This is a genomic window from Curtobacterium sp. MCBA15_016 (assembly GCF_001865105.1).
Taxonomy (GTDB): Bacteria; Actinomycetota; Actinomycetes; order Actinomycetales; family Microbacteriaceae; genus Curtobacterium.
Genome location: NZ_MJGR01000002.1, coordinates 34,953 through 59,483, shown reverse-complemented (window position 1 = coordinate 59,483; position 24,531 = coordinate 34,953). Strand labels below are relative to the sequence as shown.

General features: G+C 71.7%; 22 protein-coding genes. 9 read left to right on the top strand and 13 right to left on the bottom strand.

The window, feature by feature from the left end; translation table 11 throughout:
- Nucleotides 1-29: 29 nt before the first annotated feature.
- Entirely contained in the window at nucleotides 30-1,193 is a 1,164-nt protein-coding gene (locus BIV03_RS01610; RefSeq protein ID WP_071294398.1) for a Vms1/Ankzf1 family peptidyl-tRNA hydrolase, read from the bottom strand.
- A gap of 193 nt (nucleotides 1,194-1,386) precedes the next feature.
- Here BIV03_RS01610 and BIV03_RS01605 point away from each other — a divergent pair, with 193 nt between their 5' ends.
- From BIV03_RS01605 to BIV03_RS01585, 5 genes are all read left to right on the top strand, one after another.
- Entirely contained in the window at nucleotides 1,387-2,751 is a 1,365-nt protein-coding gene (locus tag BIV03_RS01605; protein ID WP_071294397.1) for an extracellular solute-binding protein, read from the top strand.
- A complete protein-coding gene (locus BIV03_RS01600; RefSeq protein ID WP_071294396.1) occupies nucleotides 2,748-3,845 on the top strand; it encodes a carbohydrate ABC transporter permease in 1,098 nt (365 codons plus the stop codon). The genes BIV03_RS01605 and BIV03_RS01600 overlap by 4 nt, the downstream gene beginning before the upstream one ends.
- A complete protein-coding gene (locus BIV03_RS01595) occupies nucleotides 3,842-4,777 on the top strand; it encodes a carbohydrate ABC transporter permease (protein ID WP_092384698.1) in 936 nt (311 codons plus the stop codon). Before BIV03_RS01600 ends, BIV03_RS01595 begins: the two co-directional genes overlap by 4 nt.
- Nucleotides 4,774-7,788, top strand: coding sequence for a glycoside hydrolase family 2 TIM barrel-domain containing protein (locus BIV03_RS01590; protein ID WP_139201827.1), 3,015 nt, complete (start codon nucleotides 4,774-4,776; stop codon nucleotides 7,786-7,788). The genes BIV03_RS01595 and BIV03_RS01590 overlap by 4 nt, the downstream gene beginning before the upstream one ends.
- A 90-nt stretch (nucleotides 7,789-7,878) precedes the next feature.
- A complete protein-coding gene (locus BIV03_RS01585; RefSeq protein ID WP_071294395.1) occupies nucleotides 7,879-9,849 on the top strand; it encodes a hypothetical protein in 1,971 nt (656 codons plus the stop codon).
- A 256-nt stretch (nucleotides 9,850-10,105) separates the two neighbouring features.
- Here BIV03_RS01585 and BIV03_RS01580 read toward each other — a convergent pair whose 3' ends face one another.
- Entirely contained in the window at nucleotides 10,106-10,525 is a 420-nt protein-coding gene (locus BIV03_RS01580; protein ID WP_071294394.1) for a DUF3151 domain-containing protein, read from the bottom strand.
- 289 nt (nucleotides 10,526-10,814) lie between these two features.
- Between BIV03_RS01580 and BIV03_RS01575 the strand changes: the two genes are divergently transcribed.
- Nucleotides 10,815-12,389, top strand: coding sequence for an ABC-F family ATP-binding cassette domain-containing protein (locus tag BIV03_RS01575; protein ID WP_071294393.1), 1,575 nt, complete (start codon nucleotides 10,815-10,817; stop codon nucleotides 12,387-12,389).
- A gap of 21 nt (nucleotides 12,390-12,410) precedes the next feature.
- Here BIV03_RS01575 and BIV03_RS01570 read toward each other — a convergent pair whose 3' ends face one another.
- The 11 genes from BIV03_RS01570 to BIV03_RS01520 form a co-directional block, all read right to left on the bottom strand.
- Nucleotides 12,411-13,106 (bottom strand): SDR family oxidoreductase, encoded by a 696-nt coding sequence (locus tag BIV03_RS01570; protein WP_071294492.1) that lies wholly within the window; start codon nucleotides 13,104-13,106, stop codon nucleotides 12,411-12,413.
- Nucleotides 13,107-13,116: 10 nt separating this feature from the next.
- On the bottom strand, nucleotides 13,117-13,599 hold the full coding sequence (locus tag BIV03_RS01565) for a DedA family protein (RefSeq protein ID WP_083403129.1): 483 nt from the start codon (nucleotides 13,597-13,599) through the stop codon (nucleotides 13,117-13,119).
- A gap of 36 nt (nucleotides 13,600-13,635) precedes the next feature.
- Nucleotides 13,636-14,667 (bottom strand): YihY/virulence factor BrkB family protein, encoded by a 1,032-nt coding sequence (locus BIV03_RS01560; protein WP_070417101.1) that lies wholly within the window; start codon nucleotides 14,665-14,667, stop codon nucleotides 13,636-13,638.
- A gap of 4 nt (nucleotides 14,668-14,671) precedes the next feature.
- A complete protein-coding gene (locus tag BIV03_RS01555) occupies nucleotides 14,672-15,190 on the bottom strand; it encodes a hypothetical protein (RefSeq protein WP_071294391.1) in 519 nt (172 codons plus the stop codon).
- 408 nt (nucleotides 15,191-15,598) lie between these two features.
- Nucleotides 15,599-16,642, bottom strand: coding sequence for a Gfo/Idh/MocA family protein (locus BIV03_RS01550; RefSeq protein ID WP_071294390.1), 1,044 nt, complete (start codon nucleotides 16,640-16,642; stop codon nucleotides 15,599-15,601).
- A gap of 70 nt (nucleotides 16,643-16,712) precedes the next feature.
- Nucleotides 16,713-17,639, bottom strand: a complete 927-nt coding sequence (locus tag BIV03_RS01545) for a prenyltransferase (protein WP_070417104.1) — start codon at nucleotides 17,637-17,639, stop codon at nucleotides 16,713-16,715.
- Nucleotides 17,636-18,016 (bottom strand): lycopene cyclase domain-containing protein, encoded by a 381-nt coding sequence (locus BIV03_RS01540; protein ID WP_071294389.1) that lies wholly within the window; start codon nucleotides 18,014-18,016, stop codon nucleotides 17,636-17,638. The genes BIV03_RS01545 and BIV03_RS01540 overlap by 4 nt, the downstream gene beginning before the upstream one ends.
- Nucleotides 18,013-18,354, bottom strand: coding sequence for a lycopene cyclase domain-containing protein (locus BIV03_RS01535; RefSeq protein ID WP_071294388.1), 342 nt, complete (start codon nucleotides 18,352-18,354; stop codon nucleotides 18,013-18,015). Before BIV03_RS01535 ends, BIV03_RS01540 begins: the two co-directional genes overlap by 4 nt.
- On the bottom strand, nucleotides 18,354-19,985 hold the full coding sequence (gene crtI / locus BIV03_RS01530; RefSeq protein WP_083295095.1) for a phytoene desaturase family protein: 1,632 nt from the start codon (nucleotides 19,983-19,985) through the stop codon (nucleotides 18,354-18,356). Before crtI ends, BIV03_RS01535 begins: the two co-directional genes overlap by 1 nt.
- Complete coding sequence (locus tag BIV03_RS01525; RefSeq protein ID WP_071294387.1) at nucleotides 19,982-20,914, bottom strand: phytoene/squalene synthase family protein; 933 nt, start codon at nucleotides 20,912-20,914, stop codon at nucleotides 19,982-19,984. Before BIV03_RS01525 ends, crtI begins: the two co-directional genes overlap by 4 nt.
- Complete coding sequence (locus BIV03_RS01520) at nucleotides 20,911-21,969, bottom strand: polyprenyl synthetase family protein (protein ID WP_071294386.1); 1,059 nt, start codon at nucleotides 21,967-21,969, stop codon at nucleotides 20,911-20,913. The genes BIV03_RS01525 and BIV03_RS01520 overlap by 4 nt, the downstream gene beginning before the upstream one ends.
- Before the next feature lie 21 nt (nucleotides 21,970-21,990).
- On the opposite strand from BIV03_RS01520, the gene idi reads away from it, so the two are divergent.
- The 3 genes from idi to BIV03_RS01505 all read left to right on the top strand — a co-directional run bounded on the left by idi (nucleotide 21,991) and on the right by BIV03_RS01505 (nucleotide 24,487).
- On the top strand, nucleotides 21,991-22,533 hold the full coding sequence (gene idi / locus BIV03_RS01515; protein WP_071294385.1) for an isopentenyl-diphosphate Delta-isomerase: 543 nt from the start codon (nucleotides 21,991-21,993) through the stop codon (nucleotides 22,531-22,533).
- Between the two features lie 52 nt (nucleotides 22,534-22,585).
- A complete protein-coding gene (locus BIV03_RS01510) occupies nucleotides 22,586-23,188 on the top strand; it encodes a glycerol-3-phosphate responsive antiterminator (protein ID WP_071294384.1) in 603 nt (200 codons plus the stop codon).
- Nucleotides 23,189-23,437: 249 nt separating this feature from the next.
- Nucleotides 23,438-24,487 (top strand): magnesium and cobalt transport protein CorA, encoded by a 1,050-nt coding sequence (locus tag BIV03_RS01505; RefSeq protein WP_070417110.1) that lies wholly within the window; start codon nucleotides 23,438-23,440, stop codon nucleotides 24,485-24,487.
- Nucleotides 24,488-24,531: the final 44 nt, after the last annotated feature.

Genomic DNA, 24,531 nt, shown 5'->3' with positions numbered 1-24,531 from the left:
CGCCTCCCGTCCGTCAGGTGCTCACCGCATCAGGCGGGCACGGCCGGCCCCACCGGCCACCGCAGCAACGCCGCCGCCGCGACCCCACCCGGCAACGACGCCGCGTTGACGAGCACGAGCTCCGCGTCCGTCAGCACCGCCGCACGCACGAGCGCGCACACCGCCGGCACCGCTCCGATGACGGGCGTCCCGGCAGCCTGTTCCGGCGCCGTCGCCACCCACGGGGCACCGGCGAGCGCGAGGAGCGTCCGCTCCCCGACCGCCACGGCGTCGAGCGCGACGACCGATCCCTGCGCCTGCTGCAGCGCCCCGACGACTGCTCCGAGCCCGGTCACCGCGAGGTTGTCGCCCCGACCGACGTGGGTGCGGAGCAGGTCCTCGAGATCGTGGCGTCGGGTGGCGACGACCCGGGCGAGCGCGGTCTCGACGTGCTCGACGAACGCCTGCTTCGACGAGGCGTCGGCGCGGGGGTCGCCCGGGAAGACAGAGGTCAGCGCACGGGTCTCCGAGGACAGCGCCTTCACGAGGAGCTCCCGCGCGGTGACGTCCCCGGCGACCACGACCAGTCCGGGGCGGAGGGTCCGGACGGCCTCGTCCACGGCGGCGGCGGTCTCCGACGAGTTCTGCTTCCAGATCTCCTCGGTGTGCTGCTGCCAGTGCGGCTGCTTCCACCCGGTCCCCGCCTTGGCGTAGTGCAGGGTGTCGTTGCGCCCCTGGACCTGCTGCTCACCGCCGGTCGCGTCGAGCGGCGCGTGGCCGAGTCGGTAGGAACGGAAGGCTCCGCCCTCCTTGCCGGCGTGCACCACCAGGAACGGCAGGTCGACGGGCCGGTGGGCGACGAGCGGCACGAGGTCGGGGACGGCACCGACGCCGACCGACTCCGGGCCGTGCAGGTGCCCGGGCAGGACCTCGCTCAGCACGAGCGCACCGTCGTGGACCAGCACGTACCGGGTGACGGGCGAGGGGACGCCGGGTTCCTGCTCGAACTCGCCGGCGACGAGGTCGACCACGTCGTCGGTCGCACCCTGCGCACGCAGGGCCTCCTCGACCACACGCAGCTTCAGTGCCGCCTGCCGTCGGGGGTCCTCCACGTTGCCGGAGACGTCGGCGTACGCCCAGGCCCAGGTCCCACCGCCCTCCAGCCGCTGTCCCAGGATCCCGTGCAGTTCGCTCGTCGCGTTGGTCGACGTCATGGCAGCTCCTCTCGGACGGATGCCGGGGCTGTCACGGACCCCGACGTTTCGTGTTGGCCCACACTCCACCCCGACGGGGCACGGTGTTCCACGTCCGGAGGGAACGTCCAGAGTCTTCGTGAAAGTACAGCTGCGCTCGGTTCTGTGGTTGGGTTGGAGGCATCCCGCTCGACGACGAACCGGAGTCCCGGCAATGACGCCTCCACCGAACCGACGGCCCATCTCCCGACGACAACTGCTGGGCTTCGGCCTCGGCGCGGCCGCGACCGGACTGCTCGCCGGCTGCGCGGTGCCGGGCTCGACCAACGTGAACAAGGCGGCGCTGATCCCCGCCGCTACGAGCGGGCAGAAGGTCGAACTGACCTACTGGGCCTGGCTCAAGGACCTCCAGAAGGTCTGCGACGTCTGGAACAAGACGCACCCGGACATCCAGGTGACCGCGAACTGGATCCCGGGCGGCAACAGCGGCGGGTACCAGAAGATGTACTCCGCACTCGCGGCCGGTGGTGGCCCGGACATCGGGCAGGTCGAGCTCCGGCAGATCCCCGAGTTCATGCTCGCCAACGGTCTGGTCGACCTCGCCCGCTACGGCGCGAAGGACTTCGAGTCGAAGTACGACGACGCCGCCTGGGCGCAGGTCTCGTTCGTGGACGGCATCTACGGCATCCCCCAGGACACCGGCCCCATGGGCTTCTACTACCAGACGGCGCTCCTGGAGCAGGCCGGCGGCGAACCCCCGACGACGTGGGACGAGTGGCGCGACCTCGCCGAGAAGGTCCGGAAGACCGGGGCGCAGAACTACCTCGAGGTCTTCCCGGTCTCGGACGCCTCCCCCTTCGCCGCGTACGCGCAGCAGGCCGGTGCCCGGTGGTTCAAGGTCGACGGCGACGAGTGGGTCGTCGACATGACCGACGAGAAGACCCTGATGGTCGCCGAGTTCTTCGACGGCGTCATCGACGACAAGCTCGTCGACACGAGCGCCGGCGCGTACTCCCCCGGCTGGTACGCCTCGGCGGCGAGCGGCAAGATCGCGGCCGTCACGAGCGCGAGCTGGGGCGACGCCCTCATCGAGTCCGTCCAGGGCGGCGAGGGCAAGTGGAAGGTCGCACCCATGCAGAAGTGGGGCGACACCGGGTTCGGGTCGAGCGCGATCGGCGGTTCGACGGCCGCGGTGCTCGCCAACGCGAAGCACCCGAAGGAAGCGCTCGAGTTCATCACGTGGATGACCACCTCGAAGGAGGGCATCGACGCGATGATCAAGTACTGCGGCATCGGGTGGTCGCCCGCGAAGGACTACATCGGGGCGCAGCGCGAGCAGCCGAGCAAGTGGTTCTCCGGGCAGAACTACAACGAGGATGTCTTCGTCCCCGCCGCGCAGGAGCAGAACGTCGAGTGGTCCTGGTCGCCCGTGACGCAGTCGGCGTTCACGAGTCTGCAGAACCAGTTCCGCCGCAAGCTCACGAGTGGGCTGAAGCTCACCGACGCGGTGGAGCTCGCCCAGAAGGAGATCGTCCAGTCCTTCAAGGACAAGGGCCTCAGCGTGAGGACGGCACGATGACCACGACGCAGCCGAAGAACGGCTTCCGCACGAGCACGAAGGCCACGGTCGCCCAGAAGCGCGCCCCGTGGATCCTGCTCGCACCCTTCCTCGCCCTGTTCGTGCTGACGTTCATCATCCCGATCATCAGCGCGCTGTTCCAGTCGTTCACGACCGTCGACCGCGAGGGGCTGTTCGGCGAGGACGGCGTCGTCGGCAGGTTCGCCGGGTTCGACAACTACGCGATCGCCCTGCAGGACGCCGGCTTCGTCGCCTCGATCGGCCGCATGCTGCTGTTCGGCATCGTGCAGGTCCCGGTGATGATCATCGCCTGCACGATCCTCGCGCTGCTGCTCGAGTCGGCGAGCGCCCGCTGGCCGGGCTTCTTCCGTGCGATCTACTTCATGCCGTACGGCGTCCCCGGCGTCATCGCCACGATCCTGTGGTCCTTCCTGTACGTGCCGGGCCTGTCGCCGATCGTGTCGCTGCTGCAGGGGATCGGGCTCCAGCCGGACTTCCTCGGCGCGAACAGCGTGCTCTGGTCGATCGCGAACATCGTCACGTGGACGTACACCGGCTACAACATGCTCATCATCGTGGCGCAGCTGAAGTCCATCCCCGGCGAGGTCTACGAGGCCGCCAAGGTCGACGGCGCGAACGCGTTCCAGGTCGCCTGGCGGATCCAGATCCCGCTCATCGCGCCGGCACTCGTGCTCACGACGGTGTTCTCGATCATCGGCACGCTGCAGCTCTTCGCGGAGCCGCAGATCCTGTCCACGGTCGCCCCCGCGATCGACACCGAGTACACGCCGAACTACGCCGCCTACACGAACGCGTTCGCGTTCAACGAGTACGGCGTCGCGAGTGCGCAGGCGGTCATCATCGCGCTGGCAGCGTTCATCCTGTCGTTCGCGTTCCTCGCGTTGACGAACCGTCCGCCGAAGGACGAGCGGGATCGCCGCAAGCGGGCGAAGCGGGACGGCCAGGAGGCGCGGGTCGCGCTCCAGACGCGCGTCGCGTCGGCCGGGACGGTCACCACCCAGGCCGCACCGCACCTCCAGGGCCGCTCCGGTCCGGACCACGGCACCACCGTCACGAAGGGGGCGGACGCATGAGCAGCGAAGCCATCGAAGCGCCGGCCACCGCGAAGACCGCGGTCCCGGTGGACACCACGTCGATCTCGGCGCACCAGCGCCGCAAGCTCGACCGCTCCGGCAAGTCGCAGATCGTCGTGACGGGCATCCTCGTCATCGTCGCGATCTACTTCCTCGTCCCGCTGTACTGGGTGATCATCGCCGCGACGAAGACCACCGGCGCGCTGTTCGCCACGAACGGGTTCTGGTTCGGCGGCGACTTCGCGCTGTTCAGCAACCTCCAGCAGGTGTTCACGTACGACGGCGGCATCTTCGTCCGCTGGATCGCGAACAGCATCCTGTACTCGGGCGTCGGCGCCGTCCTCGCGACGTACTTCGCCGCGGCGGGTGGCTACGCGCTCGCGAAGTACGAGTTCCGGGGTCGGCAGCTCGTGTTCGGCACGATCCTCGGCGGCGTGCTCGTGCCGGGGACGGCGACGGCCCTGCCGCTGTTCCTGCTGTTCTCGACGCTGGGCCTGACCGACACGTACTGGAGCGTGCTCATCCCGAGCCTCGTCTCTCCGTTCGGCCTGTTCCTCTGCCGGGTGTACGCCGCGGCGTCGGTGGACACGGCGCTCCTCGAGCAGGCACGCATCGACGGGGCCGGCGAGCTCCGGATCTTCCACACGATCGTGCTCCGGCAGATGACGCCGGCGCTCGTCACCGTGTTCCTGTTCCAGGTCGTCGGCATCTGGAACAACTTCTTCCTGCCGCTCATCATGCTGGCCGACCAGAAGCTGTACCCGATCACACTGGGACTCAACAACTGGCGCTCGCAGGTGGACCGGCTGCCGGAGTTCTACCAGCTCACCACCGGCGGGGTGCTCGTCTCGGTCATCCCGCTCGTCATCGCCATCATCGTCCTGCAGCGCTTCTGGCGCGGGGGCCTCACGGAAGGATCGGTCAAGGGTTGACCATCGCCGCACTCTCCTCCACCGCCCCCGGTTCGGACACCCGGCTGGCCCCACGGGCCTGGCTGCACACGGACGCTCCCGCCCTGTCGTTGGACGGGGAGTGGGACTTCCGGTGGTCGCCCGTCGCGGACGTCCCGGAACCGGGGCCGGAGGACGAGTGGGGCACGATCCCGGTGCCGGCGCACTGGGTGCTGCACGGGCACGGCGCGCCGAGCTACACGAACCTGCAGTACCCGTTCCCGATCGACCCGCCGCACCCGCCGGAGGAGAACCCGACCGGCGACTACCGCCGCACCTTCGACGTCCCGTCGTCCTTCGACGCCGCGGCCCGGGTGCTGCTCCGGTTCGACGGGGTGGAGTCGCACTTCCGGGTGTGGGTGAACGGCGTCGTCATCGGATGGTCGACCGGGTCGCGGCTCGCGACGGAGTTCGACGTCACGTCCGTGCTGCGACCGGGGTCGAACGAGGTCCGCGTCCGGGTGCACCAGTGGTCGGCGGCCTCGTACCTCGAGGACCAGGACCAGTGGTGGCTGCCCGGGATCTTCCGCGACGTCACGCTGCTGGCGCGGCCGACCGCCCCGATCGACGACGTGTTCGTCCGCGCCGGGTGGACCGCCGTGCTCGGGAGTGCGACGAGCGCCGGGACAGCGGCGTCCGGCCGACCGTCGACCGGCACCGGGACGATCTCGTTCCCGACCGTCGATGCGGCGTTCCCGGTGCGCTTCACGGTGCCCGCGCTCGGCGTCGACGTCTCGTGGGCGTCCGCCGACGAGGTCGGACCGATCACCGTCGAGGGTGTCGAGCCGTGGAGCGCCGAGCTCCCGACGCTGTACGACGCGACGCTGTCCACCGGGACCGCCGCCGGTGGGAGCGCCGGTGGTGAGACCGTGTCGCTGCGGCTCGGCTTCCGCACCGTGTCGATCGAGGGCGATCGGTTCCTGGTGAACGGCGAGCGCGTGGTGTTCCACGGCGTGAACCGGCACGAGACGCACCCCGTGCGCGGTCGGGTGTTCGACGAGGAGCACGCACGCGCCGACATGGCGCTCATGAAGCGGAACAACGTCAACGCCATCCGCACCTCGCACTACCCGCCGCACCCCCGCGTGCTCGACCTCGCCGACGAGCTGGGCTTCTGGGTGATCCTGGAGTGCGACCTCGAGACGCACGGGTTCATCTTCACCGGCTGGGTCGGCAACCCGTCGGACGACCCGGCCTGGCGCGAGGCGTACCTCGACCGCATCGCGCGGACCGTCGAGCGCGACAAGAACCACGCGTCGATCGTGATGTGGTCGCTCGGCAACGAGTCCGGGACCGGCCGCAACCTCGCCGCGATGTCGCAGTGGGTGCACGAGCGCGACGACGAACGTCCGGTCCACTACGAGGGCGACTACTCGGGTGCCTACACCGACGTGTACTCGCGCATGTACTCGTCGCTGCAGGAGACCGAGTCGATCGGCGGCGGTCCGGCAACGCCCCTGCTCGGCTGCGGCCCGGCCGAGGCGGCTCGCCAGCGGTCGAAGCCGTTCATCCACTGCGAGTACGTGCACGCGATGGGCAACGGACCCGGCCAGATCGCCGAGTACGAGGCCCTCGTGGACAAGTACCCGCGCCTGCACGGTGGGTTCGTGTGGGAGTGGCGGGACCACGGGCTGCTCGCGCACACCCCCGACGGACGGCCCTACCACGCGTACGGCGGCGACTTCCACGAGGTCGTCCACGACGGCAACTTCGTGATGGACGGCCTGGTGCTGCCCGACGACACCCCGACGCCGGGGCTGGCCGAGTTCGCGGCCGTCGTGGCGCCGATCCGGCTGTCCGCGTCGGACACCACCGTGCTCATCGAGAACCGGTACCACTCGGCCTCGACCGCGGGACTGCGGTTCCACTGGACGCTGTCCCGGAACGGTGTGGTGGAGCACGAGGGCCGGTTCACGCCCGGTGTCATCGCGGCGCAGTCCTCGGCCACGGTGCCGGTGCCGGACGAGGTGCTCGAAGCCGCGACCGCGGCGCTCGCACCCGGTGACGAGCTGTGGTTCGACGTCACGGCGGAACTGGCGGGGCCGACCGCGTGGGCGGACACCGGCCACGTCCTGGCACGCACCCAGACGCTCGTCGCATCGCGCGAGGCGGACGTGCCACGGGCCTCCGGTCAGGGGTGGGATGGTGACCGACTCGGCGACGGGACGTTCTCGGCCCGCGGTGACATGGTGTCCTGGAAGGGGCACGAGGTGGCCGGGCCGCGACTCGAGCTGTGGCGCGCACCGACCGACAACGACAGTCTGGCGTCGCAGGGCGGGTACGAGACGGCCGACCCGGTGCTGACGCACGGCGTGGGCGACCCGGACGCTCCCCCGTCGGCCACGCGCTGGCGCGAACGTGGTTTGGACCGGCTCACGCACCGGCTCGTGTCGGTGTCGCGGACGGACTCCGGGCTCGAGCAGCGGGTCCGCGTCGCGGCGGCGAACAGCGGGTGGGGCGTCGACGTCACGCACCGCTGGACCCTGACCGACGCCGGGCTGCTGCTGCAGACCGACGCGGTGCCGTTCGGCGCGTGGGACGTCACGTGGCCACGGATCGGGGTGCGGTTCGACCTGCCAGCGTCCCTGGCCGACTCGGACGCGTCGTGGTTCGGCACGGGGCCGCTCGAGTCGTACGCGGACTCGTCGCACGCCGCCCGCGTCGGACGCTTCTCGGCACCGGTGCGGTCGCTCGGCGTCGAGTACTCGATGCCGCAGGAGACCGGGCACCGGCCGTCGCTGCGCGAGCTGTCGGTCGGGCCGTTCACCGTGTCGACCGTCGGCTCGCACCGTGCGGGGTTCACCCTGTCGCCGTGGACCGCGCAGCAGATCGGTCGCGCGATGCACCCGTACGAGCTGCCGGTGTCGGAGCACCTGTACCTGTACCTCGACGCCGCGCAGCACGGCCTGGGGTCGCGTGCGTGCGGCCTCGACGTGCTGCCGGAGCACCAGCTCTGGCCGCAGGCGTTCTCGTGGAGCGTCGTGCTCGGCTGAGCGCAGCCCGGAAGTCGTATATCTGATACATATTCCTTGCGCCTGTGTCGGGCGTCCGGAAGGGTCTTCTCCACCAGCAGAGAGGACCCCATGCACAGCACTCCCAGGCGCGCCGTCGCGAGCGCCGCCCTGACCGCCCTCGTGGTGGTCGGCGGCGGCCTCGCGACCGCGATCGCCACGACGTCCCCCGCGCACGCGGTCGCGCCGTTCCCGGTCACCGACCCCTTCGTCGGACTGCCGGTCGGCACGACGATGCCCGCCGGCTGGACCCGGATCGCGACGGACGACGGACAGGCAGCGATCGTCGACCACGGTGCCGCCGGACGGTGGCTACGGCTGACCGACGACACGAAGCGGGTGAGTTCCGCCGTGTACAACGAGTCGCCCTACGACTCGAGCCACGGCCTCACGGTCGAGTTCGACCAGCGGATGTGGAGCACGACGGACACCGGGTACGCCGACGGGATCGGGTTCTTCCTGCAGGACGCCGCCGTCCCGCTCGACGCGATCGGTCCGGTCGGCGCCGGCCTCGGCTACCACGACGGCACCCGCCCCTGCGAGGAAGGCCTCGACGGCGGGGTCGTCGGGATCGGGTTCGACCGCTTCGGTAACTTCGCGCGTCCCGACGTCGTCCCGAACGCGATCACCGTCCGGGGTCCGGAGCGCGAGTGCTACCCGGTCCTCGCGACCACCGGGGACCTCGGCGACGGGTTCCTCGAAGACCGCGAGACCACGGCCGAGGCGGCCACGCACCGCCACGTGCAGATCGATCTCCTGCCGACCGACGCCGGCGGGATCCGGGTGCTCGTCGCCATGTCCGAGCCGACCGACCCCGGCGCCGACGCGGGCGAGATGCGCGAGGTCGTCAGCGCCGACCTCCCCGCCACGGCACTGCCGGAGCAGGTGCGGTTCGGCTTCAGCGCATCGACCGGGGGCCGGACGCAGTTCCACGAGATCCGGAACCTGCGGGCGACGCAGCCGACCGACGTCGTCACGACCGCCCACACGCTGACGAACGCACCGGTCACCCCCGGCGAGGACGTCACGTTCGAGCTGCGGTCGGTGAACGACGGGCCGGCGACGATCGGCGGAGCGGTCGACGCCGTCGCGCGCACGGTGGCGGTGACCGAGGGACTGCCGCTGACTGACGTCCGGTGGACGTGCCGTGCGGAGGCCGGGGCGACGTGCGGCGCCGCGGCGGGACAGGGTGCGGTCGCCGCCGACTGGTCGGGCCCGCCCGGTGGTGCGGTCACGATCGCGGTGCGGGGGACGGTGCCGGTGACGACCCGCTCCGGCCTCCACACAATGCCCGTCGAGAGCGTCACGGACTTCACGACCGACCGCCTCGACGCAGCCCGCCCCGCGATCGCGCTCGACGGTTCGGTGACCGACGTCGACCTGTCGAACAACGCCGACCGGACCGCGTTCGAGGTCGTCCTGCCCGAGGCCGTCGCGGTCGACGACGAGGGCACGACGAAGCAGGGCGAGCCGGTGACGATCGACGTCCTCGGGAACGACCCGCTCGACGGGAGCTCGGCGGACCCGGACTCCCTGCGCTTGAGCGGCGACGGGATCGAGGGGGCGGAGCTCTCGGCGGACGGCAAGCGGCTCAGGGTCCCCGGCGAGGGCGTGTGGACGGTCGAGGGTGTGCAGGTGACGTTCACCCCGGAGTCGTCGTTCTCCGGACCGGCGACGGCAGTGCGGTACCAGGTGACGACGCACGCGGGGCAGACCGTGGTGGCGGTCGTCCGGGTCGTCGTCGAGCCGGTCGAGTCGGTGGTCGTACCGCCGACGCCGGGCCCGGGCGCGGGCTCGGGCTCGGGCTCGGGCGGCGGCGCGGGACCGGGTGCCGGCTCGGGCGCGGGGCCGGGCGCTGCCTCAGGTGCGGGTGACCGCGGGGCGTCCGACGCCATGGCGGAGCGGGCGAGCGCGCAGGGAGTGCTGGCGTACACGGGCGTGTCCGGGCCGGCCGTCCTCGTCACCGGGGCCGTGGCGGCGCTGCTGCTCGCCGCGGGTGCGTGGGTGCTGCTCGCGCGGCGGCGCGCCGTGGTCACGCGCTAGCCGCCGGCGGCTCGCCGCGGCTCGCACAACGGAAGTCATCTCGAACCAGGCGGAAGCGTGGTTCGAGGTGACTTCCGTCGTGCGCCGGCCGGGCGCGAGCCAGCCCACTGCGCAGGCAGAGGGAGGTTCCGCGGGGTTCGTGACCGTTCTGGTTCGCGATTCCCGGGTTTCACGAACCAGAACGGTCAGCGAGCCCGAAAGATGCGCGCGCACCAGCGGAGACGAGCGACGAACCGCCCGCGCCTGCGCCCGCGCGCTACGCGCTCAGCGCCGGGATCGCCGCCGGGTCGGACGCATCGAGGAACTCCGTCAGCCGCTCGGGCTCGCCCGGCTCCTCGATCGCCGAAGCCGCCCGCCGCAACGCGAACAGCGCCCGCAGCACGCCCCGGTTCGGCTCGTGCGACCACGGCACCGGCCCGGCACCGCGCCACCCCGCCTTCCGCAGCGCATCGAGCCCACGGTGGTACCCCACCCGCGCGTAGGCGTACGACTCGAGGGTCGCCCCACGCTCCCACGCCTCGTCGGCGAGCAGTGCCCACGCCAGGCTCGACGCCGGGTGCGACACCACGACGCTCGCGACGGGAGCATCGGCAGCGAGGGCGGCGGTCACCTCCGGCTCGGCGGGCAGGAGCGTCTCGGGGTTCGCGGTCGGGTTCGGCAGCAGGTTCTCCGGCATGCCCCCAAGCCTGTCACGGCTCAGGGGCCTTGCGCGGCGCGAGACTCCCGGCGTACCGTGGGCGGGTCCTCGTCGTCATCGCGAGGCCACCGGTGCGGGACGACCGACCGGCGGTGCGGGTGGCGGTCACGCAGGGCTCCCCGACGGAAGTGGACGAATTGCTGTCGATCACCGGATCTGCTCAGCCCTCGCGCTGACACCGTGATCGTCGCGCCCCGTCGGGCGCTCCGCCCTCCCGTGGCGGGTCCGGTGTCGTGCGCCCAGCATCGACCACCGGGGAGGCACCCGTATGCCCATCAGTCCGTCCGTCGTCCTGAACGACCTCAGTTTCGCCTGGCCCGACGGCACCGTCGCGCTCAGCCACCTCACCACCGCCTTCGGCCGTGGCCGGACCGGCCTGGTCGGGAGGAACGGTGCCGGCAAGTCGAGCCTCGTCCGGCTGGTCACGGGTCGGCTCCACCCCACGTCCGGCACCATCACGACGTCCGGCCCCGTCGACCACCTGCCGCAACGCCTGCAACCGCAGAACGACGACGCGGTCGCCGACCTCCTGCGCATCCGTCCGACCCTGACGGCCCTCCGCGCGATCCTCGGCGGTGACGCCGCTCCGGAGCACTTCGACGCCGTGGGCGACGACTGGGACCTCGAGGAACGTGCGGCCGCGGCGCTCGACGGCATCGGCCTCGGCATCGGCGCCGACCTCGAGCGTCCGGTGAGCACCCTGTCCGGAGGCCAGGCCGTCCTCGTGGCGGTCGCCGGCATCCGGCTGCGGGGGCTCCCGATCGCGTTCCTCGACGAGCCGACGAACAACCTCGACCGTCGTGCCCGGAGCATGTTGCTCGACATGGTCGACGACTGGCCGGGCACCCTCGTCGTCGTCAGCCACGATCGCGAGCTCCTGGAGCACGTCGACGAGGTCGCCGAGCTCCGCGCGGGCGGCATGACCGTGTTCGGCGGGACCTTCAGCGCGTTCGAGGAGCACCTCGCGGTGCAGCAGGCCGCCGTCGAACGCGAAGTCCGGGTCGCCGAGCAGCGGCACCGCACCGAGAAGCGGCAGCGCATCGAGGCCGAGACGAAGATCGCCCGTCGGGCCCGGTCCGGGGTGAAGGCCGCCGAGGGGATGCCGAAGATCTTCGCGAACGAGATGCGGAAGCGCGGCGAACAGACCGCCGGGCGGCTCCGCACCGGGTACGCCGAGGACGAGGCCGCCGCACTCGCCACCAAGCGCGAGGCAGAGGGACGGCTGCGCGCGGACGAGTCCATCCACGTGACGCTCCCCGACCCGGACGTGCCGGCGTCGCGGCAGATCGCGACGATCACGCTGCGCGGGCGGGCGACGATCGTGCAGGGCCCGGAACGCATCGCCGTCGCCGGGGACAACGGCGTCGGCAAGACGACGCTGCTCGAGCAGCTCGTCGGGGTCCCCGGCGCGCGGGCGCATCCGTTGCCCGACACGGCTGCGGTCCCGCACGTCGACCGCATCGGCTACCTGCCGCAGCGGAAGGACTCACTCGACGACGCGCTGTCGGTGCTGGAGAACGTCCGGCGGGATGCCCCGCACGTCCCGCCGGCGGAGGTGCGGAACCGGCTGGCGAAGTTCCTGGTCCGTGGGGACACCGTCGATCGCCCGGCTGGCGCGCTCTCGGGCGGGGAGCGGTTCCGGGTGGCGCTGGCGAGCCTCGTGCTCGCGGATCCCCCGCCGCAGCTGCTGGTGCTCGACGAGCCGACGAACGATCTCGACCTGACGAGTGTCGACCAGCTCGTGGACGCGCTCCGGGCGTACCGGGGAGCCCTCGTCGTGGTCAGTCACGACGAGACGTTCCTCGACCGCCTCGACCTCACCACCCGCATCGAGCTCAGGTGACCCGCCCCTGGGCGCAGCGGGTCAGCGCCGCCGCGTCGGTCGGATCGCCAGCGACTCGATCGTGCCCCGCTCCGGCAGGTCGACGACGGTCCGGACGGCGTCGGCCACGTCCGAGGGCGCGAGGTAGTAGTCGGTGTCGTAGTCCTCGCCGAGCTTCTCGGTCAGCGCCCGCTGCATGTCCGAGTCCGTCCGGCCCGGGTGCACGCTCGACACCCGGACGCCGTTCGCCCGTTCCTCTTCCCGCAGGGCGTCGGCGAACGCCCGGAGCGCGAACTTCGACGCCGCGTACACGCCTCCGCCGGGTCCGGAGTGGAACCCAGAGCCGCTGTTGATCGGCACGACGATGCCGTGCGCGGCGCGGAGGGCCGGGAGGGCGAGCCGCGTCAGCTCGGCGACCGCGAACACGTTCGTGGCGAAGACCTGCTCCCACACCTCGCGCGGGGTGTCCGCGACGGTCGTGCCCTGCTCGACCCCGGCGGAGTGCACGAGGACGTCGAGGCGCTCCGGCAGCGGCGGGAACTCGCCCGCGCCGAGGTCGCCCACGAACGGCGACGCGCTGGGCAGCTCGGCGACGAGGGCGTCCACGGCTGCGGCGGTCCGGCCGCCGACGAGCACGTGGTGCGTGCGTCCCAGGTCGAGCGCGATGGCCCGGCCGATCCCACGGGTCGCGCCCGTGACGAGTGCGGTCGGACGGACGGGAGGCGCGGTGTCGGTCATGCGCACCACCCTACGGAAGCCGCGGGGCGGCCCGGCGACGACGCCGAACCGTCCACACGGCGACCGCGGCGGCCGCCGCCAGCACGACGAGCACGACCACGCCCCACGGCGACCCCGCGAACGCCGCGAGCACCGCCCAGAACAGCGCGATCCCCACCGTCGCGTAGACGAACGCCCACGCCACGCACCCCGGGACCATCGCGATCGTGTACCGCCACCACGGCACCCGGGCGATGCCGGCAGCCGCGTTCATGATCGTCTGCAGCCCCACGGTGAGGAAGCTGACCGTGACGACGGGCAGCCCCCAGCGGTCGAGCAGCGCCGAACCCCGACGGACCGCCGCAGAGTCGAGCCAGCGACCCCAGCGGGACCGCGCCGCGCCGGTGACCGCGAGCCGTGCCAGCCAGTAGGTCGCCTGCGCGCGGCAGAGCACCACGACGAAGAGCGCGAGGACCAGCCACCAGAACGGGAGCCCCTCGAGGAAGGACGGCACGGGCGAACCGTAGCGACCCCGACCGGGAATGTCCCGTCAGCGGCGGTCGGCGTCCTCGCGGATCTTGATGCCGTCCAGGACGTCCTGCGCGCGCTTCTCGTCCTGCTTCTCGATCTGCCGGGTGTCGCGTTCGGGGAGCTGGATGTCCTCCTCCGCACGGATGCCGGCCTGCAGCTGCCGTCCACGCTCGAGCTCGGCGTCGAACTCCGCGCCGAAGAGCAGCGCGTTGTTCGTGATCCACACCCACAGCAGGAAGACGATCACGCCACCGAGGGATCCGTACGTGGCGTTGTAGTTCGAGAAGTTCCCGACGTAGAAGCCGAACCCGACGCTGGCGATGACGAGGATCAGGATGGCCACGATCGACCCGCCGCTGACCCACCGGAACTTCGGCTGCTTGACGTTCGGCGCCCAGTAGTAGAGCACCGCGACGACGATGATCGCGATGACGAGCAGGATCGGCCACTGCACGATGCTCAGGACGGTCGCGGCGGCGTCGCCGAGCCCGATCACGTCGCCGAAGCTGCGGGCGAGCGGGCCGGACACGAGCGCGAGCAGCCCGAGGACGAGCAGGACGACGGTGAAGAGCGTGACGCCGAGCATGGTCGGGCGGAGCTTCCAGATCGGACGCCCCTCGCGGACGTTGTAGATCCGGTTCATCGCGCGGCCGAACGCGCCGACGTAGCCGGAGGCCGACCAGAGCGCACCGACCACACCGACGATGAACGTGATCGGCGCCGCGGGCGAGCGCACGAGTCCCTCGATGGGGTCCCGGAGCAGGCTGACGACCTGCTCGCCACCGATGTTGTTGACGAGGTCGAGCAGCGTGTCGATCGTCTTCTTCGGGTCGGACACGAGCCCGAGGATCGACACCACGGCCAGCAGACCGGGGAAGAGCGCGAGCACGGTGTAGTAGGTCAGGCTCGCGGCGAGGTCGGTGCACTGGTCGCTGGAGAACTCGCGGAGCGTCTTCTTCAGCGTGTAGACCAGCGTGGGCTTGGTGAGGTCCGCCGGGCTGTCGGGCTTGCGGGGGTCGTCGGGTTCGGGTTTGTGCTGCTCGCGTGCCACGGGACTACCCCCTCGCCTTCAGTGCCTGCTTCGAACGCTTGGCGGCCTGCTTGCGGTTCTTCGTCGCGCGGCGCTGGACCGCGGCGATCCCGGCGCGCTGCTTGCCGCGTGCGCGGTGCTGCGGGTCGCGTTCGAGCGACTCCTCGGCGGCCTTCGCACGGGCCTTGCGCCCCTTGCGTCCGGGCTGGCTCTGCTCGGCGGCGCCCGGGCCGTCGCCACCACGGGCCCCGAACGGCAGCAGCGCGGTGAAGGCCGACGAGGCGGGCGGCTCGGCGAGGTGCCCGGCGGGGTTGTTCCGGATCGCGATGCCGACGACGATCGCCGCGACACCGGCTGCAGCGGTCACGCCCATCGCCACGAGCGGGGTGGGGTCGCGGTGCCAGCGCTGCTTGGTCTTCGCGATCGCCAGGCGGGCGCGCGCCGGGATGTCCGCACGCCGTCGGATCTCGGTCACGGTGTCCGTGATGCCCTCACGTGTGCGGACGTTCGCGAGTTCGAGCTCGGGGAGACTGTCCTTGGCCATTCCCCATTTCGTACACGCTCGGGCCGGGGTCGTGTCCAGCCCCGGGCGTGTCCCGCGCACGGCGGACGCGGCCGGCGGGCACCGCCGGTGCCGGTGCCGGTACCGGCGCCGGTGCCGGTGCCGGTGCCGGTGCCGCGAAAGCGACAGATCCGCGGGCCGGCCCGCCGTCCGTGTCGCGAAAGCGACAGGGTGCCGCGGGAACGCGGCGGCAGACTGTCGCTTTCGCGGGGCGGGAGCGTGACCAGACGGCGGCCTGGAGGCGCGGGTCGGGCCCGCACCGCGCCTCCAGTCCGTGCCGCCGGAGCGACAGATCCGTGGGCCGGCCCGTCGCCTGTGCCGCGGAAGCGACAGGGTGCCGCGGGACCGCGGCGGCAGACTGTCGCTTTCGCGAAGCCGGCCCGCCGGGCGTCAGGACGGGACGACGACGTCCTCGGGCAGGCCCGACGCCGCGGAGCGGCCCGCCGCCTCCATCAGCGCGAGGCTCCGCAGGTTGTCGCGACCGCTCGTCGCCGGTGCGGGGCCGCCGGCCACCGAGCGCGCGAACGCCTGCAGCCCGCCCTGTCGATCGGTGTGCGCCATCGTCGGCAGCTCGACCGCCTCGGCCTCGTCGTCCTGCGTCCGGCGGACCGTCACGCGGTCCCCGGCCACCGCGTTCGGCTCCCCCGAGCGGCTCGTGAACCACAGTTCGCCGTCCTCGCCCTGGATGCTCCACTCGCCCGCCCAGGCCGTCCGGGGGCCGCGCGAGAGCCAGCTGCCGCGGTAGCTGACCACGAGGCCGTCGTCGAGCTCGATGATCATCGAGGCGACGGCTTCGTCCTGGTACTTGCTGTACGACGGGTACGACGACTTCGCGAACACGCGGACGGCCTCGCGACCGGTGATCATCCGGAGGAGGTCGAAGTGGTGGATCGCCATGTCGTTGATCATCGCGTGCGGGAACCGGTAGTGCGGGTGCTCCTCGAACGCGAGGTCGTTGTCCCACTGCCGGAAGTCGACGTTGATCGCCGAGAGTTCGCCGACGGTGCTCGCGGCGAGCAGGTCCTGCACGACCCGGGGTGCGGGGTACCAGCGGTAGTTCTGGCTGACCTGGAGCACGAGCCCGAGCTCCTCGGCGCGACGGACCGCGGTGACGGCCTCGTCCGTGGTGTTGGCGAAGGGCTTCTCGACGAGGACGTGCTTGCCGGCCTCGAGCGCCTCGAGGGCGAGCGGCACGTGCGTCACGGCGGGGGCGGTGATCACGACGGCATCGGCTTCGACCCCGGCGAGCGCCTCGGTGAGGGACGCGAACGCCGCCGACTCGGGCAGGCCGAGGTCCGACCGCACGGCGTCCAGTGTCGCCGGGACCGGGTCGACGATCCCGACCACCTCCACTTCGGTGACCTCCGGGATGGCCGTGCGGGCCCAGTTGCCACCCCACCCTCCGAGACCGACGTGGATGATCCGGACCGTCATGCGTGCACTCCTTCGTGGCTGGCGCCCCACGACTCCCGCGGCGCGTGCGTCCAGTCTGTCAGGGCACGGGTCAGTGCGTGAACGCGTACGCGATGAGTGCCATCGTCACGATGAACCCGGCGAGGTAGTTGATCCAGAGGAACCGCTTCCACCCGGCGTTCGCGGACTCGGCGCCCGCGTCGGTGACGTTCCACCACGGCAGCACGTTGAGGGCGTACGGCACCACGACGATCGCGGCGATCGGACCAGGGAACGCCGAGAACAGCAGCGCGACACCGGCCACGAGGTACGCCACGAACGCCAGGCGCACGGTGGCGCGGGCACCGATGACGGTCGCCACGGAGCCGATCCCGCCGGCCCGGTCGGCGAGGACGTCCTGCACGGCACCGAACGCGTGCGACGCCACGCCCCACAGGAAGAACGCCACGCACACGGCGACGAGCTGGCCGGTCCAGTGCGGGCCGGCGAGCGCCAGGCCGTAGATCGCCGGCGACACGAAGTGGGTGCTCGACGTGAGCGAGTCGAGGAACGGCTTCTCCTTGAAGCGCAGCCCCGGTGCCGAGTAGGCGATGACGGCGAACACGCTGATCGCGAGGACGAGCCACGACCACGGCCCGTTGCCGGACACCGCGCCGAGCACGACGAGCGCGACCAGGAACGGCACGTTCGTGACGACGACGGCCCACAGCGTGGTGCGGTGCACGCTCTTGTCGAGCAGGGCACCCTCGACCCCGCCCTTGCGCGGGTTCCGCAGGTCGGACTCGTAGTCGAAGACGTCGTTGATGCCGTACATCGCCAGGTTGTAGGGCACGAGGAAGTACACGACGCCGACGAGGAACGCGACGAGCGAGAACCCGCCCCCGCCCTCGACGCCGACCCCGCTGCCGAGCAGGTACGCGGCGCCGAACGGGTACGCGGTGTTCACCCAGCTGATCGGCCGGGACGACACGAACAGGGCGCGCAGGGTCGACGGCCTGGAGGCGGTGCTCGCGTTCATCGGGTCGGTTCCTCTTCGTGGGATGGCCGGGTGGGTCGGTCGAACAGGACCCACAGGCTGGGGAGCAGCACGATCGCGGCGATCGAGTACGCGAGGTCCTCGACCGGGATCGCCCCGATCTTCGCACCACTGATGAGCGCCGGGTCGTACGCCACGATCCGCAGCGTCACGATGACGTTGTCGAACACGATCGTCATGACGAGCAGGGCGATGCCGGCGACGAGCCCGGTCACGAGGGCGATCCGCCGGCCGGTCGGTGCACGGCGCCCCCGGGCACGTGCACGTCGTGCGGCGACGACCCCGGCGGCGACGGCGACCACCGCGACCGCGGCGAAGAACGGCAGCGCGAGCAGGGCGTACGCGCCGGAGCCGGTCACGATCGGCTCCGCTCGGCCCGCCGCAGGCCCCGCGCGACGAGGGGCTGCACGAAGCCGACCAGGTTCATGGTCGTGTAGCAGAGCAGCAGGAGGAAGAAGAGCTCCTCGAGCGGGACGTCCGGCGCGAGGAGGACCCCGGTCAGCAGGTTCTGCGGCCCGATGAAGAAGATGCCGAGCGCGACCCCGAGCACGTCCCACAGCATGAAGAACGCGACGCCGACGACCATCACGGCCGCCGCCCGCCACGGCGCCCGCCAGAAGAACAGGTGGAGCCGGGCATCGAGGACGGTCATGCCGACGAGCGACACCAGCAGCCCGGCGAGGTAGAGCCCGGGCATCAGTCAGTGGCGCCGGGCCGCCGGAGCGGTGCCGGGAGCGGTTCGGTGCTGGTGTCCCCGTGGATGCGCTTGAGGAGCACCTCGGCGCTGATCAGGCACATCGGCAGCCCGATGCCCGGGATCGTCGAGGCACCGGCGTAGTAGAGCCCGTCGACCTTCGCCGAGGCGTTCTTCTCGCGGAAGAACGCGCTCTGCTTCAGGGTGTGCGCCGGCCCGAGCATCGAGCCGCTCCAGGCGTTGTAGTCGTCGGCGAAGTCCCGGGGACCGATCGTCCGGCGGACCCGGATCCGGTCGCGGAGGTCCGGCACGCCGGCACGCTCGGCGACGACGTCGATGGCGCGGTCGGCGATCCGCTCGACCTCGTAGTCGCCGGCACCGTCGATGCCGCCCTTGCCGATCGACAGGTCGGCGGGCAGCGGCACGAGGATGAACAGGTTGCTCGATCCCCGCGGGGCGACCGAGGCGTCGGTCTCCGACGGAGCGCAGACGTAGATCGACGCCGGGTCGGGGACGTGCCGGTCGGCGCCGAAGATCGCGCCGAAGTTCGCCTTCCAGTCCTCGGTGAACACCAGCGTGTGGTGCAGCAGCCCCGGCACGGGCCCGTCGACGCCGAGGTAGACGAGCACGGCGCTCGGCCCCGGGTCGCGCTTCGCCCAGTGTGCGGCGGGGTACGTGCGGTGCTCCGCGTCGAGCAGCTGCAGCTCCGTGTGCCGGAGGTCGGCGGCGCTCACCACGAGGTCGGCGGGCGCCGTGTGCTGCGCTCCCGCGCGGTCGCGGTGGACGACACCGGTGACGTGGCCGTCCTCGACGACGATCCGCTCGACCTTGGCGCCGGCGATGATCTTCGCGCCCTCACGGCGGGCGACGCGTTCGACGGCGGAGATGACCTCGGTGATGCCGCCCTTCGGGTAGAGCACCCCGTCGGCGAGGTCGAGGTGGCTCATGAGGTGGTACATGCTCGGCGCCGCGTACGGGCTCGTACCGAGGAACACCGCCGGGTAGCCGAGGACCTGCCACAGGCGGCGGTCCTTGACCGCGGACTCGGCGAAGGTGGAGAGCGGCTCGATGAGGAGGCGCGCGAGCTTCGGGAGCCGTCGGAGGACGTCGGGGGCCGCGAGCTTCGTGAGGTCCTGGAAGGTCGTGTAGAGGAACCGGCGGATCGCCATCGCGTAGGTGTCCTCGGACGAGGCCAGGTACTTCCGCATCCGCCTGCCGGCGCCCGGCTCGACGGACTCGAACAGGGCGATGTTCGCCTCCCTGTCGGCACGGAGGTCGATCGGGTCGTCGTAGCCCTCGCTGTACACGCGGTACCCGGGGTCGAGCTTCTCGAGGTCGAGCTCGGCGTCGGCCGAGGTGCCGAGCAGCTGGAAGAAGTGGTCGAACACCTCGGGCATGAGGTACCAGGACGGGCCCGTGTCGAACCGGAAGCCGTCCTGCTCCCACGACCCGGCGCGGCCGCCGAGCTGCCCGCGCTGCTCGAGCACGGTCACCGAGAAGCCGTCCCGCGCGAGCAGGGCGGCGGACGCGAGTCCGCTGATGCCGCCGCCGATGACGACGGCACGTCGGGCGGGCACCTTGCGCTTGGTCGTGGTGCCGGCGTCCTTCGGACTGGAGGCGCGGGGCGGGGTCACGCCGTGCCTCCCGTCCGGTGGTGGGTCGCGCGCGACCGCAGCGGCGCACGTCCGGCGAGCACCTGCGCGGCCAGGCGGGCCTTCACCGGGTTCGGGACGCGCACCCGGGTGGTGACCAGGCGGTCGGCGGGCGTGGCGGCGATGCGGTCGTTGAGCTCCTGGAAGAGCGCGTGCGCGAGGCCGACGGCGTTCCGCGCGTCGGCCGGCAGCAGCCGGACGGTGCGGGCGGCCCGGTCGAGGTCGGACTGGACGTCGGCGACCAGTCGGTCCTTCGTCGCCTCGTCGAAGCTGCGGATGTCGACCCCCGGGAAGTAGGAGCGACCGAGCACCTCGAAGTCGGCGTGCAGGTCGCGCAGGAAGTTCACCTTCTGGAACGCGGCACCGAGCGCTCGGGCGCCGTCGACGAGCACGGTGCCGTCGAACGTCGGCCGGCCGGCGCGGTGGACGAACGCGCGCAGGCACATCAGGCCCACCACCTCGGCCGAGCCGTACACGTAGCGGTCGAAGGACTCCTGGTCGTGCTCGGTCCGCTCGAGGTCCATCCGCATCGAGGCGAAGAACGGCCGCGTGAGCTCCGGGCCGAACCCGGTGACCCGAGCGGTGCGGGCGAAGGCGTGCACCACCGGGTTGACGGAGAAGCCGAGCGCGATCGCCCGCTCGGTGTCGGCCTCGAGCTCGTCGAGGACCGTCCGGGCGAGGTCGTGGTCGAGTCCGGCCTCGGTCGCGGGCCCGTCGACGACCTCGTCGGCGACCCGGACGAGGGCGTACACGTTGCGGATGTGCTCGCGCGTGTCCTTCGTGAGCAGCCGACTGGCGAGCCCGAAGGACGTCGAGTACCGGTCGATGACGACGCCCGACGCGGCCTCGGCCGTGGCGTCGTAGAGCGGGAGCCGGGTCGTGGGACGCGGCTCCGTTCGGCTGTGGCTCACCGGGCGCGCTCCACGAGTTCGGTCACGAGGGCCTCCAGGCGGTCGGCGAGGTCGTACGGCAGTCCGGCGAGCTCGGCACGGGCGAGTGCGGTGTGCTCGGCGATCCGCGATTCGGCGGCGGCCCGGGCGCCGCAGGTGACAAGGGTCGCACGGAGTTCGGCCGCGCGCTCCTCGCTGAGGTCCGGGTCGCCGAGGTACGGCGCGATGTCCGGCCAGCACTCGGTCGTCGCGGCGTGGGCGATCAGCATGGTGCGCTTGCCCTCGCGCAGGTCGCCGAGGACGGTCTTGCCGGTCGTGCCCTCGTCGCCGAAGACCCCCAGCAGGTCGTCCACGATCTGGTAGGCGATCCCGATCTCGCGGCCGAAGGCACCGAGCGCCTCGACGATCGGTTCGGCGGCGCCGGCCAGCACCGCACCGGACTGCAGTGGCGCCTCGAACGAGTACACGCTCGTCTTCGCACGCTCCATCTGCAGGACCTCGTCCACCGTCGGCATCATCCCGAGGGCGAGGTCGACGTCGGTCATCTCGCCCGCGGCGCTGGCGAACACGGCCTCGTCGAGGAGCTCGAGCAGCCGGGCACGGCGGTCACCCGTGACGCCGGCCGACTCGATGAACCGGGGTGCGCCCGCGAGCGCCAGGTCGCCGGCGATGACCGCGGCGCTCATGCCGCGGTGCTCGGCGGTGGGCAGCGGCAGGCCGCCCGTCGTGCCGGTGTCGCGGAAGGACCCGGCGACGTTCGGCTGGCCGCGGCGCGACCAGTCACGGTCGATGACGTCGTCGTGCACGACGAGCGCGGTGTGCAGCAGCTCGTACGCGGCACCGACGTGCGCGGCGGCGTGCAGGTCGTCGCCGCCGAGGCCGGTGTAGGCGGTGAGGACCATGCGCGGGCGGAAGCGCTTGCCGCCCATGCTCGCCTTGCGGAGCACCCGCCAGAGTTCCCCGGACGGTCGTCCGTACCGCTCGGCGCGCGCCGACGACACGGCGAAGAAGCGCTCGAGGCAGTCGTCGACGAGCGCGAGGTCGATGTGCGCCACGGTGGCCGCTTCCTCGCTCATTGGCCTAACCTATCGATGCAGATGACGACTTTCCCTGAATCCGTGGTGCTCCTGGCCGATGACCGTACCCCGATCGGTACGGCGGACAAGTTCACGGTGCACACCGACCACACGCCCCTCCACCTGGCCTTCTCGTGCCACGTGCGGAACACCGACGGCGACGTCCTGGTGACCCGTCGTGCGCTGTCCAAGAAGACGTGGCCCGGGGTGTGGACGAACACGTTCTGCGGCCACCCCGGTCCCGACGAGTCGTTCGAGGACGCGATCGCCCGGCGGGCCTCGCGTGAACTCGGCATCACCGTCCGCGACGTCGAGCTCGTGCTGCCGCACTTCCGGTACCGCGCCGTCGACGCCTCCGGGATCGTCGAGAACGAGGTCTGCCCGGTCTTCCGCGCGGTCACCGACGACGTCCCGGCTCCGGCCGACGACGAGGTCGCCGAGTACGCCTGGGTCTCCGAGGCCGCGCTGCGGGAGTCGGTCGCCGGTGCGCCGTTCGCGTGGAGCCCGTGGCTCGGGTGGCAGCTCACCGAGCTCGCGACGGCCGGTCTGCACATCACCCGCTGACCCGCGCGCGCCCGCCCGCGATTGTCAGGGCGCGTCATCGACAATGGTCGGTATGACCACGACGGAACGCGATGTCGCACCGCGGGCCGGAGCCGACGCCGTGCTCGACGCACTCCGCGACGACCCGGTGATCGCCAGCGTGAAGGACGCCTCCGCGCTCGACGAGGTGCTGGCCTCCGACCGGGGCGTCGTCTTCGTGCTCTACGGCAGCGTCCTCGACGTCGCGGACATCGTCGCCCGGGCGAAGGACGCCGGCAAGACCGTGCTCGTGGACGTCGACCTGCTCGACGGCTTCGCTGCCCGGGACGTCGTCGTGACGTGGATCGCCGAGCACACCCGCGCGGACGGCGTGCTCTCCACCAAGTCGAACCTCGTCCGGGCCGCCAAGCGCGCCGGGCTCGTGGCCGTGCAGCGCTTCTTCCTCGTCGACTCGTTCTCGTACCACCAGCTCCCCCGCGTGGTCGAGCAGGCCGGACCCGACGCGATCGAGATCCTGCCCGGGTGCATGCCGCGCGTGATCACCTGGCTCCGGGACGACACCGCCGTGCCGGTCATCGCCGGCGGCCTGGTGTGCGACAAGGCCGACGTGATGGCCGCCCTCGGTGCCGGAGCGGTCGCGGTCGCGTCGTCGAACCGCGACGTCTGGGGCATGTGAGCGTTCGTTCACTTGGCTCCGCCGACTCGACGGAGTAGGGTCGGCCGTCGGTCACGGGTGTGGCCACGAGGCTGCGCACCGCGGCCGACGGACCAGCAGAAGGGCAGGTGAGGCGCGATGTCGGGTGACCATCCTCGATCGGGCCGGCCGCCCCTGACGGTCGTCGCCGTGCCCGTTCGCTGAGCAACCCCTCCCCCGGACCACTCCGGGGTCACTTCGCGCCTGCCTGCTCCCGAGAGGAGCACGCACATGGCACTCATCGACAACGCGATCTACGTCGAGGGACGTCGCGTCGGGTCACCGTCGACCCTGTCGCTCGCCACCGGGGGCGACCTCGCCTGGATCGGGCTCTTCCGCCCGGACGACACCGAGCTCGAGGCCGTCGCGACCGAGTTCGACCTGCACGAGAACGCGGTGGAGGACGCCCGCAAGGGACACCAGCGCGCGAAGCTCGAGCGGTACGGCGACACGCTGTTCCTGGTGCTCCGGCCCGCGTGGTTCGACACCACTGCCGAGACCGTCGAGTTCGGTGAGGTGCACCTGTTCGTCGGCGACCGGTTCGTGGTGAGCGTCCGGCACGCCGAGCGTCCCGACCTGGCGGCGCTCCGTGCCCGGGTCGAGGCCGACCCGGAGTTCCTCGCCCGGGGCTCCGAGGCCGTCACCGCCGCCGTGCTCGACGAGGTCGTCGACGGCTACGCCCCCGTGGTCGAGATCCTGCAGGACCACGTCGACGCCATCGAGGACCAGCTGTTCGCCGGGCAGGTCGACCCCGGCGTCTCGAAGCGGATCTACCAGCTCCTCAGCGAGGTCCTGGCCTTCCAGCGCGCCACGAAGCCGGTTCCCGCGATGGTGAAGGGGCTGCTCCGCGGCGCGGACAAGTACGGCGTCGACGACGAGGTCCAGCACCGTCTGCGGAACGTGCTCGACCACGCACTGCGGGTCACCGAGCGGGTGGACTCGTTCCGGGCCCTGCTCGAGAACGCCCTGACGCTGCACGCGACCCTGGTGTCGCAGGAGCAGAACGAGGCGATGCGCCGCATGACGAGCGCCAGCCTCGCGCAGGGCGAGGAGAGCCGGCAGCTCGCACGCGCCGCGCACCGGCAGGGCGAGGAGGTCAAGAAGATCTCCTCGTGGGCGGCGATCCTCTTCGCCCCGGGACTCATCGCGGGGGTCTACGGGATGAACTTCGACCACATGCCCGAGCTCCACTGGCGCTACGGCTACCCGGTCGCGATCCTCGGGATGCTCGCCCTGATGGGCGTGCTCTGGGCGATCTTCCGCAAGCGCAACTGGCTCTAGACGGTCGCAGCGACGGACGGGAGGCGCGGTGCCAGCTGGCACCG

What these genes read in the sequence shown, in the direction of transcription:
- BIV03_RS01610 (WP_071294398.1), bottom strand. Translation starts at nt 1,193, where the DNA reads ATGACGTCGACCAACGCGACGAGCGAACTGCACGGGATCCTGGGACAG.
- BIV03_RS01605 (WP_071294397.1), top strand. Translation starts at nt 1,387, where the DNA reads ATGACGCCTCCACCGAACCGACGGCCCATCTCCCGACGACAACTGCTG.
- BIV03_RS01600 (WP_071294396.1), top strand. Translation starts at nt 2,748, where the DNA reads ATGACCACGACGCAGCCGAAGAACGGCTTCCGCACGAGCACGAAGGCC.
- BIV03_RS01595 (WP_092384698.1), top strand. Translation starts at nt 3,842, where the DNA reads ATGAGCAGCGAAGCCATCGAAGCGCCGGCCACCGCGAAGACCGCGGTC.
- BIV03_RS01585 (WP_071294395.1), top strand. Translation starts at nt 7,879, where the DNA reads ATGCACAGCACTCCCAGGCGCGCCGTCGCGAGCGCCGCCCTGACCGCC.
- BIV03_RS01580 (WP_071294394.1), bottom strand. Translation starts at nt 10,525, where the DNA reads ATGCCGGAGAACCTGCTGCCGAACCCGACCGCGAACCCCGAGACGCTC.
- BIV03_RS01575 (WP_071294393.1), top strand. Translation starts at nt 10,815, where the DNA reads ATGCCCATCAGTCCGTCCGTCGTCCTGAACGACCTCAGTTTCGCCTGG.
- BIV03_RS01570 (WP_071294492.1), bottom strand. Translation starts at nt 13,106, where the DNA reads ATGACCGACACCGCGCCTCCCGTCCGTCCGACCGCACTCGTCACGGGC.
- BIV03_RS01555 (WP_071294391.1), bottom strand. Translation starts at nt 15,190, where the DNA reads ATGGCCAAGGACAGTCTCCCCGAGCTCGAACTCGCGAACGTCCGCACA.
- BIV03_RS01550 (WP_071294390.1), bottom strand. Translation starts at nt 16,642, where the DNA reads ATGACGGTCCGGATCATCCACGTCGGTCTCGGAGGGTGGGGTGGCAAC.
- BIV03_RS01545 (WP_070417104.1), bottom strand. Translation starts at nt 17,639, where the DNA reads ATGAACGCGAGCACCGCCTCCAGGCCGTCGACCCTGCGCGCCCTGTTC.
- BIV03_RS01535 (WP_071294388.1), bottom strand. Translation starts at nt 18,354, where the DNA reads ATGCCCGGGCTCTACCTCGCCGGGCTGCTGGTGTCGCTCGTCGGCATG.
- BIV03_RS01520 (WP_071294386.1), bottom strand. Translation starts at nt 21,969, where the DNA reads ATGAGCGAGGAAGCGGCCACCGTGGCGCACATCGACCTCGCGCTCGTC.
- idi (WP_071294385.1), top strand. Translation starts at nt 21,991, where the DNA reads ATGACGACTTTCCCTGAATCCGTGGTGCTCCTGGCCGATGACCGTACC.
- BIV03_RS01510 (WP_071294384.1), top strand. Translation starts at nt 22,586, where the DNA reads ATGACCACGACGGAACGCGATGTCGCACCGCGGGCCGGAGCCGACGCC.
- BIV03_RS01505 (WP_070417110.1), top strand. Translation starts at nt 23,438, where the DNA reads ATGGCACTCATCGACAACGCGATCTACGTCGAGGGACGTCGCGTCGGG.